Below are 16989 nucleotides of genomic sequence, written 5' to 3' on the forward strand. Positions count from 1 at the left end.
ACTCGCGGCCCGTTACGCTTCGTTTTCGGGGAAATCCGCGCCCACCGTCGTCTTTTCCCACGTGTCGAAGTCGCGCTTGAGCATGTCGAGCTTCTTGCGCGCCAGTTCCAGCGCGGTCTTGCCGAGCAGCAGACGCAGCGGCGGTGTATCCGCAGTCGCGGCTTCGATGATGGCGTGCGCCGCGCGCACCGGATCGCCCGCCTGATTGCCGCTGCGAGCCGCCGTCTGCTTGCGGCGCTCGCCCGCGGTCGCCGCATAGTCGGCGATCTCGGTCGCCGAGGACTTGATCGACGGCCCCGCCCAGTTGGTTCTGAACGGGCCCGGCTCGACAATCATCACGTCGATGCCGAGCGGCTTCAATTCCGTCGCGAGCGATTCGGATATGCCTTCCACCGCGTACTTGGTGCCGTGGTAGTAGCCTGTCGCGGCGAAGCTGGCAAGTCCGCCGATGGACGATACGTTAATCACGATGCCGCTCTTCTGCGCGCGCATGACGGGCAGCACCGCCTTGGTCATATCGACGAGACCGAACACGTTGGTTTCGAACATGTCGCGCACTACGTCGTCTTCGCCTTCTTCGATCGCCGCAAGGTAGCCGTAACCCGCGTTATTCACGAGAGCATCGATGCGGCCGAAGCGTTGCATCGTCTGCTCGACGGCGTTCTTGATCTGTTCGCGGTTCTGTACGTCGAGCGGCAGGACGATCGCGCGGTCTTCGTGTCCCTCGACGATGTCCTGCACCTTCGACGGATCGCGGGCCGTCACGACCGCGCGCCAGCCGCGTTCGAGCACCGCGTTCGCCAATTCACGGCCGAAGCCCGTTGAACAGCCGGTAATCAGCCAGACGGGATTGTCCCGGTTCATCATGTCCAGACTCCTTTCAGATGGAAAGTTTCGATGGAAGCGCTGGTGACGCCAGCAGAAGAGTCGAATTCATTCTAGCGGCGGTCGCCGTTTGTCGCAGGGATCGTGCCGGGCGGGGAACGTTAATTGTCGCTCCATAGTTAGTAGTGCTATTTATATTTTGCCAATCGATTGCGAACATCGAACCGGAACAAAGTCGTCGATGGATGTATCCTCGACAGGTTGAGCTTACGGCTTCGAGCTGAGGCCGCCGTGCATGCTGCACGCGGCTTTCGCTAGAATGAATTGAATCCCCTATTTTTGCCATTGCAGGAGGCGAGCGTGTCAGGTTTACTCCCCGATGTGGACCCCGATGGACTTCTCGAATATTCAGTCGTTTTCACCGACCGGTCACTCAATCATATGTCGCAGCGCTTCCAGGGCGTCATGCGCGACATCTCGGCCTTGCTCAAGAAGGTCTATCACGCGCATTCGGCCATCGTGGTTCCCGGCAGCGGGACCTTCGGCATGGAAGCCGTCGCTCGTCAATTCGCGACGAACAACAAGTGTCTCGTCATTCGCAACGGCTGGTTCAGTTACCGCTGGACGCAGATCTTCGACATGGGCAGCATTCCGTCCGAGTCCGTCGTGCTGAAGGCGCGTCCGGTACAGCAAGGCAGGCAGGTGCCGTATGCGCCGCCTCCGTTGGATGAAGTCGTCGCGGCCATCGCCGAGCACAAGCCCGATCTGGTCTTTGCCCCGCATGTCGAAACGGCATCGGGCGTGATGCTTCCGGACAGCTACTTGCGCGCCGTATCGGACGCGGTGCATGCGGTCGGAGGCATGTTCGTGCTCGATTGCATCGCATCCGGCACCGTGTGGGTCGATATGCAGGCGAGCGGCATCGACGTCCTTCTGAGCGCTCCGCAGAAAGGATGGAGCGCTTCGCCCTGCTGCGCGCTCGTGATGCTCAGTCCCCTCGCCCGCGAACGGATCGAAGCGACGACGAGCACCAGCTTCGCCTGCGACCTGCTCAAATGGCTGCAGATCATGGAAGCCTACGAAAAAGGTGGCTTCGCCTATCACGCGACGATGCCCACGGACAGTCTCGAAACGCTGCGCGATGCGATGAAGGAAGCGGATTCCTACGGCTTCGACAAGGTACGGACGGAGCAACTCGAACTGGGCCGACGCGTGCGCGCGCTCTTGGCCGAGAAGGGCTTCAAAAGCGTGGCGCCGGAGGGTTTCGAGGCTCCGGGAGTTGTCGTCAGCTACACGGACGACGACGGCATCCGCTCCGGCAAGAAGTTCGCCGATGCGGGCTTGCAAGTGGCGGCCGGCGTTCCGCTCAAGTGCGACGAGCCCGACGATTTCAAGACCTTCCGCATCGGGCTATTCGGTCTCGACAAACTGCATGATGTCGATGCTGCGGTGGCCCGAGTGGCCCGCGCATTGGAGCAGATCGTCTGATCCATGATTGACGTATTGGCGGCGAACTCACGATGCTTCATGAGTTCGCCGCTTGCTTTCTCGACTAAACCTACGCGCCCTGCATCTCACACCACCTTGGGCGGCGTCTCGAACGTGTGATACGGAGCGGGGCTCGGCACCGTCCATTCGAGGCCCTGCGCTCCATCCCAGGGCGACTCGGCGACGGGCCGGGTACTACTGCTTCGCATATAGGTTGGCAACGCGACGAAGAACAGGAAATAGACCTGCGCCAGTCCGAACGCGAACGCACCGATGGTCGCGATCTGATTGAAGTCGGTGAATTGCGCCGGATAATCCGCATAGCGACGCGGCATGCCGGCCAGCCCGAGAAAGTGCATGGGAAAGAAGGTCACGTTGAAAGAGATCATCGTGACCCAGAAATGAATCTTTCCTCGTGTCTCGTTGTAAAGACGGCCGGTCCATTTGCTCGACCAGTAATACCACCCTGCAAAGAGCGCGAATAACGACCCCGCAACCAATACATAGTGAAAGTGCGCGACCACGTAATACGTGCCGTGCAGCGGAATGTCGAGCGGTGCCATGGACAGAATCACACCGGTAAAGCCGCCGATCGTAAAAACGAAAATGAATCCGATGGCGAAAAGCATCGGCGTCTCGAACGTAAGCGCGCCGCGCCACATGGTGGCGGTCCAGTTGAACACCTTCACGCCTGTGGGCACGGCGATGATCATCGTCGCGTACATGAAGAACAACTGACCGGACACCGGCATGCCTGTCGTGAACATGTGATGCGCCCAGACGAGAAACGACAGCACCGCAATGGACGACCCCGCGTAGACCATCGAGCTATAGCCGAAGAGCGGCTTGCGCGAGAACGCCGGCACGACTTGCGAGATGATGCCGAACGCCGGCAGGATCATGATGTACACCTCCGGATGCCCGAAGAACCAGAACAAGTGGATGTACATGACAGGATCGCCGCCGCCTGCTGCATTGAAGAACGTGGTCCCGAAGTGCCGGTCGAACAGCACCATCGTGATGACACCCGCGAGCACCGGCATCACCGCGATCAGCAGGTAGGCCGTGATGAGCCACATCCATGCGAAAAGCGGCATCTTCATGATCGTCATGCCCGGCGCGCGCATGTTGAGGATCGTCACGATGATGTTGATCGCGCCCATGATCGACGATGCGCCCATGATGTGAATCGCGAAGATGGTCAGGTCCATGCCCGCGCTCTGTTGCACCGACAACGGCGCATACATGGTCCATCCCGCCTGCATCGCGCCGCCCGGCAAAAAGTACTGCCCGATGAGCAACACCGCCGCCACCGGCAGCAGCCAGAACGAGAAGTTGTTCATGCGGGCGAAGGCCATGTCGCTTGCGCCGATCTGCAGCGGAATCATCCAGTTCGCGAAGCCGACGAACGCGGGCATGATCGCGCCGAAGATCATCACGAGACCGTGTGAGCTGACCAGTTGATTGAAGAACTCGGGCCGGAAAAATTGCAAGCCGGGCTGAAAGAGTTCGGCGCGAATGGCGAGCGCCATTGTTCCGCCCACCAGAAACATGATGAACGAGAAGGCAAGGTAGAGCGTGCCGATGTCCTTGTGGTTCGTCGTGAACAACCATCGCCGCAGGCCGTGAGGGACGTGGTGCGAGTCGGAATGCGGGATTGCGGGGTCTGCGATCGAGTGATGGATGTCGGTCATGGCGCTCTCCAGTGGCGCTGAGAGAGAGCATTCGTCATGCCGTTGTATCGCCATTTCAAGCGGTGCATGGGACTAACGATTGCTTTGCAATGCCGACATGGCGACATCTCGTGGAGCGCGTATGGCCGACATCCAGTCCTCGCGACAATGGCTTCTTTACCGCCGTTCGTCGTGCAGCCCGGCGTCGTTCGCTATCGCGTGCGCGGGCCTTTCTGTCATTCCGGTTGCGTTTGCTTCGACCATGCATGCGTTGAACGGATGCGTTCTCTTTTACGCTGCCGCGCTCGTTCACGCTTGCGCGATCTGGTGCTGCTTCTTCGTGTATGCGCGGCATGCCGTTGACGGCGAACTCGTTACCTTGCAGGACGATGTTCTCGTCGTCGAATCGATATACGGCAGGCGCAAGTGCACCCATCAATTCAACACGCGGTGGGTGACGTTGCTTGTCGCGCAGAACGGCGCAGGCGTACGACTGTTCGTTCGCAGCGCGGGCGAGACCGTGGAATTAGGCCGCTACGCAACGCAGGGCCACCGCTTGCAATTTGCGTCGGAGTTTCAGCGCATCGCGCGATGCGAACGCTATGCGCTTCCGTGAGCAGAGAACGCGCACGGCTCATGCGTGTAGCCACCTGAAAAGCGGCCACACGCCTCACGACGCCACGTCATTCGCCTTTCACGGACGCCGCGCCGTCTTCGTTACTGCCGCCTTCCCGACGCTGCACGCCGGCACCTTCCGTCCCGCCTATCGTGTCTTCCTTGCTGGACAATTCGACGAGCCCTTCTTCCTCGGTGATATCCGAGGTCTCGACGGCTCTCGGATTGCCGGGTCCCGACGGGCTATTCGCGTGTCTGGCCATGACTGACTCCGTTTGGTTGATGGCAGGGCCGCCGCCTGGCAAAGCGCCCTCCTTCCTATTTCAAGTGGTATCGCACAGGCTATCGGATTGCGTGCAATGCCTATGCCCAGGCTATGGCGATCACCGCCTCTCGACGGGCATGGCGCATGCGGCGCTATCGCTCTCAACCAACGGAGCGTGACCATGAGCGAGCAGACTTCTGGAGAGCAAAACAAGCAGCCAAGCGAGACGGAGCGCGAACGGGCTCGCGAGGAACGGCAGCAGACGGAAGTGGACGGCGCTTCCGATAGAAGCGGAAGCGGCAACACGCTTGGCGATGGCAGCAGCAATAAGCAGGGAGCAGCATAGTCGGTCGCAGCGTCGCGTCTGCGGTAGAGAGTCGATAAACGCGTCTCTTACTGCGTCTTTGCAGCGTCGCTACCCGCGCAAGTGTCTACGCCTTCCAGCCCTTGCGCGCGCTTCTTCGCTGCAAGCCGTGCCTGCGCGAGTTGCAAGTTTCGCGGGTAGTAGAAATCTTCTTGCCATGGCTGATAGCCGACGCTTTCCAGTTCCCGAAGTTCGCATTGCGCCCGCGCGCGAGTCATCGGTACTTGCTGCGTGGACGTTTGCGCAAATGCGGCCACGGGCACCGCGATACACAAGCCACCAGCAAACCGCAGAAAAACAGCACTGAATCGATTCATCGGACCGCTCCAGAACGAATCCTTGCTTCGAGCAATCGCCGCGCCGCACTGGCGTTGCCGGGTACGAACGTTGCGCGCCCCAACGGTCTGCGCGCATGCGCGTCCTTCACTTGTTCAGAGACAGGGAAACGAACCATGCCTCATATGTGCGATGTATGCGGCGCCCGGCCGGCGACCGTTCGATTGGCGGTCCTGCGCGATGGCCGCCGGCACGTCCTGAATGTTTGCGACTTTCACTATGCGCAGTTGACGCGACATCAACGCGCCTTATCCCCTTTCGAAGCGCTCTTCATGAGCGATAACCCCGGCCAACCCGAAACAGCGGCGCAGCGCGTATCGCCCGAGCGCGAGACCAGCGCCGAAGGCGTCGGCATCGAGCGCTATCTAAGCGACAGCGCGAAAGAAATGCTCATGCGAGCGGCCGAGCGCGCCGTGCAATTCGGACGTCCGGAAGTCGATACCGAGCACCTGCTGTACGAGCTTGCGGACAATGCCGTGGTGCAGTCGATGCTGAAGAACATCGGCATCGACGCGAACGAAGTGCGCCGCTTCATCGACGCCAACGTGCAACGCCGCGAAGGCGTACCGCCGCCCGCAAGCGGCGCCATCGGCGTGTCGCCTCGCCTGAAGAGCGCGCTGGACCGCGCATTCGTGGCCTCACGTCAGTTGCGGCACAGCTACATCGGGCCTGAACACTTGTTGATCGGCCTGTCCGAAGTTCCGGACAGTTTCGCCGGGCAACTGCTCGGCAAGATGAGCGTCGACGCGCAGGCGCTGCGGCGGCTGACGACGCAAACGGTCGGCGCGGGCGCGCCGCCCAACAAAGACGGCCCGCCTTCCCGCACGCCGAACCTCGACAAGTTCAGCCGCGACCTGACCGCGCTCGCACGCGAAGGCCATCTCGATCCCGTGATCGGCAGGGCAAGCGAGATCGAAACCATGGTGGAAGTTCTCGCCCGTCGGCGCAAGAACAATCCGGTGCTCATCGGCGAGCCGGGCGTCGGCAAGACCGCAGTCGTCGAAGGTCTCGCGCAACGCATGATCGGCGGCGATGTGCCCGAGTCGGTGCGCGACAAGCGACTCATCGAGCTGAATGTGAACTCGATGGTCGCGGGCGCCAAGTATCGCGGCGAGTTCGAAGAACGCGTGAAGCAGGTCATCGACGAGATCACGGCCAACCGAGAGACGCTGCTGCTTTTCGTGGACGAGGTGCATACGATCGTCGGCGCGGGACAGGGCGGCGGCGAAGGCGGACTCGATATCGCGAACGTGTTCAAGCCCGCGATGGCGCGCGGTGAACTGAACCTGATCGGCGCGACGACGCTTGCCGAGTATCAGAAGCACATCGAGAAAGACGCAGCGCTTGAACGACGCTTTCAACCCGTGCTGATTCCCGAGCCGAGCGTCGCGCAGACCATCAACATTCTTCGCGGCTTGCGCGACCGGCTCGAAGCGCATCACAAGGTGACGATTCAGGACGACGCGATTGTCGCCGCAGCCGAGTTGTCGGATCGCTATATCAGCGGGCGCTTTTTGCCGGACAAGGCGATCGATCTCGTCGATCAGGCAGCGGCGCGCGTGAATCTTTCGGCCACGTCGCGGCCCGCGGCCATTCTCGAACTCGAGTCCGAACTCGCGCAACTGCGCCGCGAACAGGACTACGCGGCGTCGCGCAAGCAATACGACCGCGCGCACGCGCTGGATGCCGAGATCGCCGGCAAGCAGAAAGCCTTTAACGATGCGACGGACGAATGGAAGAAGCGCATCGGCACGAACACGTCGAACGTGACGGTGACGCAGATCGCCGAGATCGTCGCGACGCTCACGGGCATTCCTGTCACTCAGTTGACCGAGCAGGAGCGCGAGCGGCTGCTGAACATGGAGGCGCGCCTGCACGAACGCGTGATCGGACAGGAGGAAGCCGTGCGCGCGGTAAGCGATGCAGTGCGCCGCGCGCGAACGGGCCTTCAAGGACGCAACCGGCCGATCGCGGTCTTTCTCTTTCTCGGCTCGACGGGCGTGGGCAAGACCGAACTCGCGAAGGCATTGGCGGAAGTCGTGTTCGGCGATGAAGACGCCATGCTGCGTGTCGACATGAGCGAGTACATGGAGCGTCACGCCGTGTCGCGGCTGATCGGTTCGCCGCCCGGCTACGTGGGCTATGAAGAAGGCGGGCAACTGACCGAGCGCGTGCGCCGGCGTCCGTATAGCGTGATTCTTCTCGACGAGATAGAGAAGGCGCACGCCGATGTCTATAACGTGCTGCTGCAAGTCTTCGACGACGGACGCCTCACGGATGGCAAAGGACGGGTGGTCGATTTCAGCAACACGTTGATCATCGCGACCAGCAACCTCGCGTCGGACGTGATCGCGGGACAAAGGCGCGCGACCCTCGGCTTCACGAGTTCGGACAGCGACGCGGACGATTCCGTGAGAAGCGGCGTGATGAACGTGCTGCGTCAGCATTTCCGGCCCGAGTTCCTGAACCGCATCGACGACATCATCTTGTTCAAGTCGCTCGGACGCGAGGAAATCCGGCAGATCGTGCAATTGCAACTGGAGCACGTCAGGCGCATGGCGCACAGTCAGGACATCGATCTGGAGTTCGACGGATCGGTCGTCGAATACCTTGGAGAAGCCGGATACCGGCCGGAATTCGGCGCGCGGGAATTGCGCCGGCAGATTCGTCAACTCATCGAAAACGAACTGGCGAAAGAGATGCTCAAGGGCGATATCGTCGAAGGCGCGCGCGTGCGATGCGTGTACGATCGGGAAGCACGGCGCATTGTTTTCGATGCGGAGCGTAAAACCGCCGCCGATCTCGGTGCACCGCCTACGCCGTGAGTGAGTTTGATGTGGGTGAGCGCGGTAGTCGGCGGCGATAGCGGGGCCTCGCTCACCCATGCATCGTCACGCCAACGATACGAAGCCCGCTTCAGGGCCGCTTGCCTTATGGGCCGAATTCCTCGCGCTCTATGCGGGCTTGCCCGTCTTCATCCTAATCACGCGACGAACCGCCGTGCTCCTCGCCGTAATTTGGCTCGCGCCTCTTTTCATTCACTACTTCGAGCGGCGTAGAAGACGGTCGGTGTATGAGAACGACTGGAACTGGCGCGGCTTTCGGGCGGGACTTAGGGCCGTGGTTCTGCGCTTCGCCGTCCTTTCGTGTCTCGTCGTTTTGGCCGTGTGGCACTTCTCGCCACATGCGTTGCTGTCATTGCCGCGCGAGCATCCCGGTATGTGGCTCCTCGTGATACTGCTCTACCCGGTGTTGTCTGTGTGGCCACAGGAACTGATCTTCCGCAGCTTCCTCCTGCACCGCTATAAGCCGCTATTCGGCGCGAATCGAGGCTATATCGCCGCGTCCGCCCTGGCTTTCGGCTATGCGCATCTGATCTTCCTGAACTGGGTCGCGCCCGCGATGACGGCTATCGGCGGCGCATTATTCGCCGCTACGTATCGAGACCGCCGATCGCTCGCACTGGCTTGCTTCGAGCATGCGTTGTATGGCTGCCTCGTGTTCACCGTCGGACTGGGACAGTACTTCTATTCAGGCTCTGCTTGGCACAATTAATTAGTAGCTGCAACGGTAGCGAATAGGTCGAAACTGCATGGCCGCAAGACAGTCCCGCGATCGTGGCAGCGATGCCCTCATTCACGTCGATGGTGACGCCAACTCTTTCACCGACTCATCGCAGTGCGGATGGCGTCATCATCGTTCGTCACGCTCCACCCGCCCCCCAACGACCGATACATCGCCACGGCCGCGAGCGCGTGTTCGCGGCGCGATTGATTGAGCGCGTCTGCATCGCGCAAATACGCTTGCTGGGCGTCGAGGACGTCGAGAAAACTCGCCGCGCCGCCTTTGTAAAGCTGCGTCGAAAGCGTGAGCGACTTCCCGGAAGCGGCGAGCGCATCGTTCAGACGCGCTGTCTGATCGGCGCTGCTGACGAGATCGCTGCGCGTGTCTTCGACGTCCTTCAACGCCTGAAGCAGCGTCTGACGCAGGTTCAATTCCGACTCGCGCATCCGGCTTTCGTTTTGCTCGATTTCCGCGGTAATGCGGCCCGCGTTGAAAATGGGGCTGGTCGCGTTGAGCGCCGCTGAGAACAGGTTGTCGGTGAGCGTCGGCAAGCCGAGATACGACGACGCGAGCAAGCCGTCCGTCAGCCGCAGCGAGAACTTCGGATAACGCTCCGCGCGCGCGACGCCCACTTCGGCGGCGCGCTGCTGGACCTGCGCATATGCGATAAGCACATCCGGACGATGCAACAGCGCGTCCGACGGCAACATCTGCGGCGCGCCTTGCGCCGGCATCGGTATGACCGGCGTGGCCCCTGCATCGGCAAGCATCAAGCTATCGACGGATTCCGGCGTGCGGCCCGCATACACGGCGATCAGGCTCAGCTGATGTTGAATGGTGGCGTTCGTGCGCGGAATGCGCGCTTCCACATCGCTCAACTGATTCTGCGCGCGAGCGACATCGAGTTGCGTGGAAAGACCGTATTGCAAGCGCCGCTGCGTGAGTTTAAGCGCGCGTTCGCGGATGACCAGATTGTCGTGAAGGATCTTCAGTTCGGCCTGCGCCCACCGCAGGTCCACATAAGCGGATGCCGTATCCGCCGCGAGCGCGAGCCTAATCTCATCGGCCGCATGCTCGCGCCCGACGAGTTGCGCCTGCGACGCGAGCAGTTCGAGCCGCTCGCCGCCGAACACATCGGGCGTCCAACTCAGTGCGACACCGAATCCCGCCTGACGAACGTAGCCCAACGGCGGCGGCGTATTTTGCCGCGTATTGGAAGCGCCTGCGTTGGCATCGAGTTGCGGCAAGAGCGCCGCGCGACGCTGCGTCGTCAAAGCCTGCGCCTGCTTTACGCGCTCGACTGCGGCTTGCAGATCCAGATTGCTGTCGAGCACGGATGCGACGAGTGCGTGCATGACGGGGTCGTTGAACTGATTCCACCATGTCGCGGCATCTGCGTCGGCCTTCGGCACGTTCACGCTCCAGTCGGCCGGCGCGGTGGTTTGCACCGTGGCGGGCAAGTCGGCGTGGGTGGCAGGCTGCACCGCGCAGGCAGCAAGCGCAGCGCTCATCAGGGTTGCTAAGTAGACGTTCTTCATGGTGGCCTCAATGCGCTTCCGAGGACGGCGGCGCGCTGCCGATAGGCCGCGCGAAAAGCACGCTGACTATCCCGACGGAGAAGCACAGCGCCAGCACATAGAAGCAGTCGGCGAAGGTCAGCACGAGCGCCTCGCGCAGCACCATCGCGTTGAGCGATGCGAGACCGGCCTGCGTCGCATCGAGCGCATCGCCTGCAACGGCGGCGAGATGCGCGGAACTGCGCGCGAGCACGTCTTCGATGGCGGGCCGTCCGATGGTCACGTTTTCGGCCAGCCGCAGGTAATGCAGATTCAAGCGGTCATTGAGCATGGTCGCGCTCACCGCGATACCTATCGCGCCGCCGAGATTGCGCATCAGATTGAACAACCCGCTAGCCGACTTGAGACGCGATGGCGGCAGCGAACCGAGCGCCATCGTCACGATGGGCGGCACCGCGAATTGCTGGCCGATGCCCCGCAACGCCTGAGGCAAGAGGAGTTGCTGCCAGCCCCATTCGTTGGTCAGCGGCGTGTAGAAGTAGCAGCCCAGGCCGAAACAAATGAGGCCGAAAACAAGCAGTACACGCATGTCGATGATGCGCGAAGCGTAGCCGTACACGCCGATCGATGCCAACTGGAAGCATCCGACCGACAGCAAGGCAATGCCGATCTGCAATGAATCGAAGCCGCGCACACGGCCCAGAAACACCGGCGTGAGAAAGACCGACGTAAAGATGCCGATGCCGGTCACGAAGGAAAGCAGACTGCCGATACCGAAGTTGCGCACGGATAACGCCCGCAAGTCGACGATGGCATCCTTCGCCGTCAACGCATGAACGATGAACAGAAATCCGCAGATGCCCGAGATCCACGCGCACGCGATGATGGCGCCGTCGCCGAACCAGTTCTTGCGCGGGCCCTCCTCCAGCACGTATTCCAGACATCCGAGGAATCCGGACATGAGCAGGATGCCTAAATAATCGCCTTTCTTCAGCAGCGTGAGGTCAGGCTTGTCGATGTGCACGTATTTCGGCACCAGCACGGCAACGACCAGACCCGGCACGAGATTCAGATAAAAGAGCCAGTGCCACGACCACTGGTCGGTAATCCATCCGCCGATGACCGGGCCGATGGCGGGTGCCAAAGATGCAAGCGCGCCGATAGTCGTCGAGGCAATGACCCGCTGCTTGCCGGGAAAGAGGACGAACGCGGTGGTGAACACCGTAGGGATCATCGCTGCCCCGAGTGCGCCTTGCAGGCCGCGAAAGAGGATCATCGAGTCGATGTCCCAGGCGAGACCGCACAGCATGCTCGTCACGGTGAAGCCGATGGCGGAGGCTGCGAAGAGCCACCGCGTCGAGAACACTTTCGAGAGCCAGCCGGACATCGGGATGACGAGGATTTCCGCGATGAGATACGACGTCTGCACCCACGACAGCTCGTCCTGGCTAGCGGATAGTCCGCCGCCGATATCCTTCAGCGATGACGCGACGATCTGGATATCGAGCGTCGCCATGAAAAAGCCGAGGCACATGAGCGCAAAGGCAAAGACGCGCTCCCTCACGGGCGCTTCAGCCGGATTATCGAGCACGTTTCGGTTCATGAGTGCCTCAACCGTTGTGCTTGCGAAGGTGCACCTTCACCGTCGCGGACAGGCCGGGACGCAGCACCGACTCGGCGCCCTTCGGCACGTCGAGCCGAATGCGCACAGGCACGCGCTGGACGATCTTCGTGAAGTTGCCCGTCGCGTTCTCCGCGGGCAGCACGCTGAAGGTAGCTCCCGTCGCGGGTGCGAGACTTTCGACGTGGCCCGTGAACGGAATGTTCGATGCGTCAAGTTCCACATCGGCCTCGTCACCGGCACGCATCTTCTTGAGCTGATCTTCCTTGAAGTTCGCATCGACCCAAAGGCCGGTCGCGGGCACGATGGTGAGCAACGATGTGCCGACGTTAGCCAGCACGCCGACGCGCGCGGTGCGATTGCCGACATAGCCGTCCACAGGCGAGCGGATGGTCGTATATTCGACGTTCAGTTGCGCCACGCGCCGCGCGGCTTCGGCGGTCGCCACGCGTGCTTGTGCATCGGCGATCTGCGCGTCGATCACGGACAACTGACGCTTCGCCGCGACCAGCGATGCCCCGCTCTTGTCCACCGACGCCTGCGCCTTGCTGTAGTCGGCGTCCGCGCGTTCGACGAGCTGGTTCGACACCGCGTCGTCCTTCACGAGTTCACGATAACGCACGCGGTCCTGTCCGCTGCGCGTGAGTTCGGCCGTTGACGCGCGCACTTCGGCCTGTGCCTGGTTGATCAGCGCGGCCTGCAATGCGTCCTTCGCGCGCAGTTCCTCGACGGCTGCACGAGCACTCGACACTTCGGCATTCGCCTGGGCGAGACGTGCGTCGTAATCGCGGGCGTCGAGACGAATGAGCACTTGCCCTGCGGTCACGCGCTGGTTGTCCTGCACGAGAACGTCGGTCACGAAGCCGTTCACCTTCGGCGCGAGCACGGTGACATCGCCGCCGACGTAGGCGTCGTCGGTCGTCTGGACGAAACGCAGAACGAGGGCCCAGTAAGTGAGCGCCGCGATGAGTACGGCCGCGACCAGTCCGAGCGCGAGCAGCATCCAGGGAATGCGGCGCGCGGGCCGGCTCATTGGAGGCGCGGTCGTCGATGGGAGTTGCGTGGAGGGGGTCGTCATTTCGCTTCAGTGCGTATGCACTTTTTCGTCCGATGAGAAGCGGCTTGCAGTGCTTCGATAGCACGGGAGAGTATCTGTGCGTATGCACTATGTCAAGAAGCACTGGCGGCAGGAGACAAATGTCGTCGCGACAATAATCATGCGCGGATAGTCCGCAATTGCCGACTCTGCCATGACGACACGCGCTTATCTAAAGTTTGGCCTCCGAACGCCGATAACTGTCCTTGACCGACCTAAGTGGACAGAGCCTCACCAGCAACACGCGCAAATAGTCCACCGCCAGTTGCGTCGGAGACGGCTACCTCGCCCACGCTTGTCTGCGCTTGCAAGCCTCAAGGCTTCATGGCGGCGATACCACGCTTGAGAAACCCAATTCGTCGCGCACCGACAAGCCCATCATGCCAACGTTCGACTTGCGTACCGTCCTGCTGATGGCATCCGTGATGCCTGGGCTGATGGCCCTGGTCATGTCCTCCATCGGCAGGACATTCCCTAGAACGATTCTAGGTGTCGCGCAATGGGCCCAGGGCTCGCTGCTCTTTTCTGCCGCCGCATTCGTGATGGCGCTGCGCGGTGCGCTGCCCGACTGGTTATCGGTCGTCGTCGGCAATGCGTGTATCGTCGGCAGCATCGGACTCTGGCTCATCGGTAGCCAACGCTACCTCGGCCGTCCAACGTTCATACGGCTCATTGCAGCGTTGACTATCGTCGATGCAGTCAGTCTCAGCTGGATGACGTGGGTGCAATTCACACCTTTCGGGCGTGCGTTGTGTACGAACGCGATTCTCACACTGCTTTTCGCGCGCCTCGCGTATGAGTTGCTGCGTTTCGGCCGGGACGACAGCGGGGCGAAGGTCGTCGGCACTTTGTTCGCGTTCGAAACGGTCATCGCATCGGCGAGAGTCCTGACGTCCCTGCAACCGGACGCATCGCACGAAGGCTTGTACGCGCACGACCGGATGCAAATGGTCTACTTGAGCAGTGGCGCATTCATGTCGCTGAGCATCACGGTCGGCTTCATGCTCACAGCCGTTAACCGGCTGAGAGTTCATCTCGAACAACTGTCGCGCATCGATCCTCTCACGGGTCTGCTCAATCGACGCGCTCTTCTGGGCGCTCACACCATGTCGCGAGAAACGCCTCGCAAGGTGAGGCGTTATCTCTCGCTGTTGCTGATTGATCTGGACCACTTCAAGAAGATCAACGACACGTACGGTCATTCGATGGGTGACGACATTCTCGTGGACTTCGCGCGACGTGCGAGTCTTTCGCTTCCTCCCGAAGCGCAGTTCGCACGCTGGGGCGGGGAAGAATTCGCCGTGCTGTTTCCGTGCGACAGTGTCCACGAGCCAGTGCGGCTCGCACGCGCATTGCAGACGAGCATTGCGAGCAGGAGCGATTCGGCCCTGCCTTCCTATACGTGCAGCATCGGAGTGGCTTACCTTGGCGCCGCCGATGCAAGCATCGAGTTGTTGCTGAAGCAGGCGGACGAGGCGCTGTATCGCGCGAAGGACAATGGCCGCAATCGCGTCGAACTCGCGCGGGAAGTGCTTCCGGTTACCGGTTCACGCATACTCGATACGGCGCTCAAGTCTTAGCAACAAGGCCACCGCAATGGGCCGCGCTCGTGGACCGCGCTTTGCTGCGCTTGCTGTCACCAACGCTAACCTGAATGGAGAGCGCAATGTGCCAGGATTCGAAAGCGCCGGCCCACCCGGCTTATCAAGGTGATACGGATACAAAGGCGGCGGGCGCGCTCAGAGAGCGGCCATACAGTCGAGCGGTTCTCGCGTCCCTCGTCTGCGCGGCCGCCCTTTCAGCCACGGGTTGCCGTCTGATGCAGTCCGGCGCCCAGGTCAGCCCCACGGACCAGCAGTTCATGCTCACCGCAGCGAGCGTCGGCAAGGCCGAGATCGATCTTGGCAAGCTCGCGTCCGAGCGCGGCGGCTCACCGGCGGTCCGCGAGTTCGGGCAGAAAATGGTCGCCGAACATACGCGCATCAACGGCGAGTTGTCCCAGATTGCGGATGACAAACACGTTCGCTTGTTACAGGCGATGGATCCGGCGAACCGCACGCTATACGACGAGCTCGGAACCATGACGGGGGCCGCGTTCGACCGCGAATATGCGATTGCCCAGGTGCATATTCATCAGATGGGCAATGCGCTGTATGCAAGCGAAGCGCAGCACGGCGAAGACGCTCAGGTGAAAGCGTTCGCGGCGCGAGGCGTGCCGATCGGAGAGAATCATCTCCAACATGCCTCTCAGCTTCTGCAAAACTTGCCGCAGAAGTTGCCGATGTCATCGGCCCAGTAGCCGTGATAGCACGGAGAACTCGAATGGCTCGCAACGAAACGCCTCCATGCAGGGCGCTTTTGCTACCCGACTCGCGCCGCAACGGCAAATGCACGACGGCTGGCCTCGCTGTCGTCTGCGCTTTGTCGCTCGGACTGATATTGCCTTTTGAGGCACACGCCGATTCCACGCATTCGACCGACTCCACCCGCGAGCAAGTCCGCTCGGACCTCGACCGTTATCGATGCGCCGGGTATAACCCGGTCGCCGACGAGATCACCTACCCCAACGATATCGACGCGGCGCGGGCCCGCTTGCAGGACCCCGGCTGCAAGCCCGACGCCGCCCCGAAACAAGCGCCGCGCTCAAGCAAGCCACCGAAGTAGCCGGCGTCATCCATTTGCCCTTGCACATGCATAGAACCTATTCCTGACGGCCCCTGAATCGTCCAGGAATCCGCTTCTATACTGGCCCCTCGAACATCAACGAGGAGACGCTTGCATGTTAATGGACGCCAAGGAATCGATTTATAGCCCGACGCAGGATGGCCTCATCTTCCCGCAAGAGCCCACGTTTTCGAGTTCCGCCGAGGAGCGGAGGTATCGCAAGGAACATCTCGCGGCAGCGTGCCGCATATTCGCCCGCCACGGTTTCAGCTTCGGTTTCGGCGGACATCTGACCGTGCGCGATCCCGAGCATCCGGAACTCTTCTGGACCAATCCGATGTGCGTGCCGTGGTCGCGCACCAAGACCTCGCAACTGGTGCTGGTCGATCATTCGGGCACGGTGATCGAAGGTAAATACGCGGTCAATCGCGCGGGCTACGTGCTGCATTCGGCGATTCATGCCGAAAACCGGGACATTATCGGCTCATGCCATGCGCATACCGTGCACGGCGATGCGTGGGCCGCCATGGGCAAGCCGCTCGATTACGTGACGCAGGACGCGTGCACGTTCTACGGCAGCCATACGGTCGTGCGCGATGGCGCCGGCAAGGTGCCGGTGGCGAACGAGTCGGGCAATCCGATCGCGCGCGCCTTCAACGAGCACAAGGCGATCATTCACCAGAACCACGGGCTGCTCACGGCGAGCCGGCACAGCATCGACGACGCCGCGTGGACCTTCATCGCTCTGGACCATTGCTGCAAGATGCAGTTGCTGATGGACGCAACCGAATCGCGCCCCATTCCAATCGATCCGAAGTTCGCCGAATACTCGCACGAGCATCTCGGTAACTCTTTCATCAGCTGGCTGCACTTTCAGACCATGCTCTACGAGATCGCGGAACAGGAGCCCGATTACCTCGACTGATTCAACGAGGTGTCCCCGCAGGGCCGGCATGCGCGA

General features: G+C 61.5%; 16 protein-coding genes. 9 read left to right on the plus strand and 7 right to left on the minus strand.

Translation table 11 applies throughout. The features are described from left to right. Positions 1 to 12: 12 nt before the first annotated feature. Positions 13 to 867 (minus strand): oxidoreductase, encoded by an 855-nt coding sequence (locus NCR35_RS24920; protein WP_175942129.1) that lies wholly within the window; start codon positions 865 to 867, stop codon positions 13 to 15. Positions 868 to 1185: 318 nt separating this feature from the next. Here NCR35_RS24920 and NCR35_RS24925 point away from each other — a divergent pair, with 318 nt between their 5' ends. Further along, positions 1186 to 2313, plus strand: a complete 1128-nt coding sequence (locus NCR35_RS24925) for an aminotransferase class V-fold PLP-dependent enzyme (protein ID WP_250536590.1) — start codon at positions 1186 to 1188, stop codon at positions 2311 to 2313. Between the two features lie 86 nt (positions 2314 to 2399). Here the strand turns inward: NCR35_RS24925 and ctaD are convergent, their stop codons facing one another. After that, the gene (gene ctaD, locus NCR35_RS24930) at positions 2400 to 4007 is read right to left on the minus strand and encodes a cytochrome c oxidase subunit I (RefSeq protein ID WP_250536591.1); all 1608 of its coding nucleotides are present in this window, start codon (positions 4005 to 4007) and stop codon (positions 2400 to 2402) included. 121 nt (positions 4008 to 4128) lie between these two features. Here ctaD and NCR35_RS30040 point away from each other — a divergent pair, with 121 nt between their 5' ends. Continuing rightward, positions 4129 to 4602: a DUF2244 domain-containing protein gene (locus NCR35_RS30040; protein ID WP_350029228.1), complete on the plus strand. Its 474-nt coding sequence runs from the start codon at positions 4129 to 4131 to the stop codon at positions 4600 to 4602. 67 nt (positions 4603 to 4669) lie between these two features. On the opposite strand, the gene NCR35_RS24935 is transcribed toward NCR35_RS30040, so the two are convergent. After that, the gene (locus NCR35_RS24935; protein WP_175942137.1) at positions 4670 to 4864 is read right to left on the minus strand and encodes a hypothetical protein; all 195 of its coding nucleotides are present in this window, start codon (positions 4862 to 4864) and stop codon (positions 4670 to 4672) included. A gap of 183 nt (positions 4865 to 5047) precedes the next feature. Between NCR35_RS24935 and NCR35_RS24940 the strand changes: the two genes are divergently transcribed. Continuing rightward, a complete protein-coding gene (locus NCR35_RS24940) occupies positions 5048 to 5212 on the plus strand; it encodes a hypothetical protein (RefSeq protein ID WP_250536592.1) in 165 nt (54 codons plus the stop codon). Between the two features lie 47 nt (positions 5213 to 5259). Here the strand turns inward: NCR35_RS24940 and NCR35_RS24945 are convergent, their stop codons facing one another. After that, entirely contained in the window at positions 5260 to 5547 is a 288-nt protein-coding gene (locus NCR35_RS24945) for a DUF4148 domain-containing protein (RefSeq protein WP_250536593.1), read from the minus strand. A gap of 135 nt (positions 5548 to 5682) precedes the next feature. Here NCR35_RS24945 and NCR35_RS24950 point away from each other — a divergent pair, with 135 nt between their 5' ends. Beyond that, positions 5683 to 8391, plus strand: coding sequence for an ATP-dependent Clp protease ATP-binding subunit (locus NCR35_RS24950; protein ID WP_250536594.1), 2709 nt, complete (start codon positions 5683 to 5685; stop codon positions 8389 to 8391). Positions 8392 to 8449: 58 nt separating this feature from the next. After that, positions 8450 to 9121, plus strand: coding sequence for a CPBP family intramembrane glutamic endopeptidase (locus NCR35_RS24955; RefSeq protein ID WP_250536595.1), 672 nt, complete (start codon positions 8450 to 8452; stop codon positions 9119 to 9121). Between the two features lie 107 nt (positions 9122 to 9228). On the opposite strand, the gene NCR35_RS24960 is transcribed toward NCR35_RS24955, so the two are convergent. From NCR35_RS24960 to NCR35_RS24970, 3 genes are read right to left on the minus strand one after another with little or no spacing between them, the layout of a single operon-like run. Then, a complete protein-coding gene (locus NCR35_RS24960) occupies positions 9229 to 10668 on the minus strand; it encodes an efflux transporter outer membrane subunit (protein ID WP_250536596.1) in 1440 nt (479 codons plus the stop codon). A gap of 7 nt (positions 10669 to 10675) precedes the next feature. Next, positions 10676 to 12250 (minus strand): DHA2 family efflux MFS transporter permease subunit, encoded by a 1575-nt coding sequence (locus NCR35_RS24965; protein WP_250536597.1) that lies wholly within the window; start codon positions 12248 to 12250, stop codon positions 10676 to 10678. A 7-nt stretch (positions 12251 to 12257) separates the two neighbouring features. After that, entirely contained in the window at positions 12258 to 13346 is a 1089-nt protein-coding gene (locus NCR35_RS24970) for an HlyD family secretion protein (protein ID WP_250536598.1), read from the minus strand. Positions 13347 to 13744: 398 nt separating this feature from the next. On the opposite strand from NCR35_RS24970, the gene NCR35_RS24975 reads away from it, so the two are divergent. From NCR35_RS24975 to NCR35_RS24990, 4 genes are all read left to right on the plus strand, one after another. Beyond that, positions 13745 to 14944 (plus strand): GGDEF domain-containing protein, encoded by a 1200-nt coding sequence (locus NCR35_RS24975; RefSeq protein WP_250536599.1) that lies wholly within the window; start codon positions 13745 to 13747, stop codon positions 14942 to 14944. A gap of 86 nt (positions 14945 to 15030) precedes the next feature. Continuing rightward, positions 15031 to 15663 carry a DUF4142 domain-containing protein gene (locus NCR35_RS24980; protein ID WP_250536600.1) on the plus strand — a complete coding sequence of 211 codons (633 nt, stop codon included), beginning with the start codon at positions 15031 to 15033 and terminating at the stop codon, positions 15661 to 15663. A 23-nt stretch (positions 15664 to 15686) separates the two neighbouring features. Next, on the plus strand, positions 15687 to 16028 hold the full coding sequence (locus NCR35_RS24985; protein ID WP_250536601.1) for a DUF4148 domain-containing protein: 342 nt from the start codon (positions 15687 to 15689) through the stop codon (positions 16026 to 16028). A 115-nt stretch (positions 16029 to 16143) separates the two neighbouring features. Then, positions 16144 to 16953 (plus strand): class II aldolase/adducin family protein, encoded by an 810-nt coding sequence (locus NCR35_RS24990; RefSeq protein ID WP_250536602.1) that lies wholly within the window; start codon positions 16144 to 16146, stop codon positions 16951 to 16953. The last annotated feature ends 36 nt before the right edge of the window (positions 16954 to 16989 follow it).

Source organism: Caballeronia sp. AZ10_KS36 (genome assembly GCF_023631105.1).
Lineage (GTDB): Bacteria > Pseudomonadota > Gammaproteobacteria > Burkholderiales > Burkholderiaceae > Caballeronia.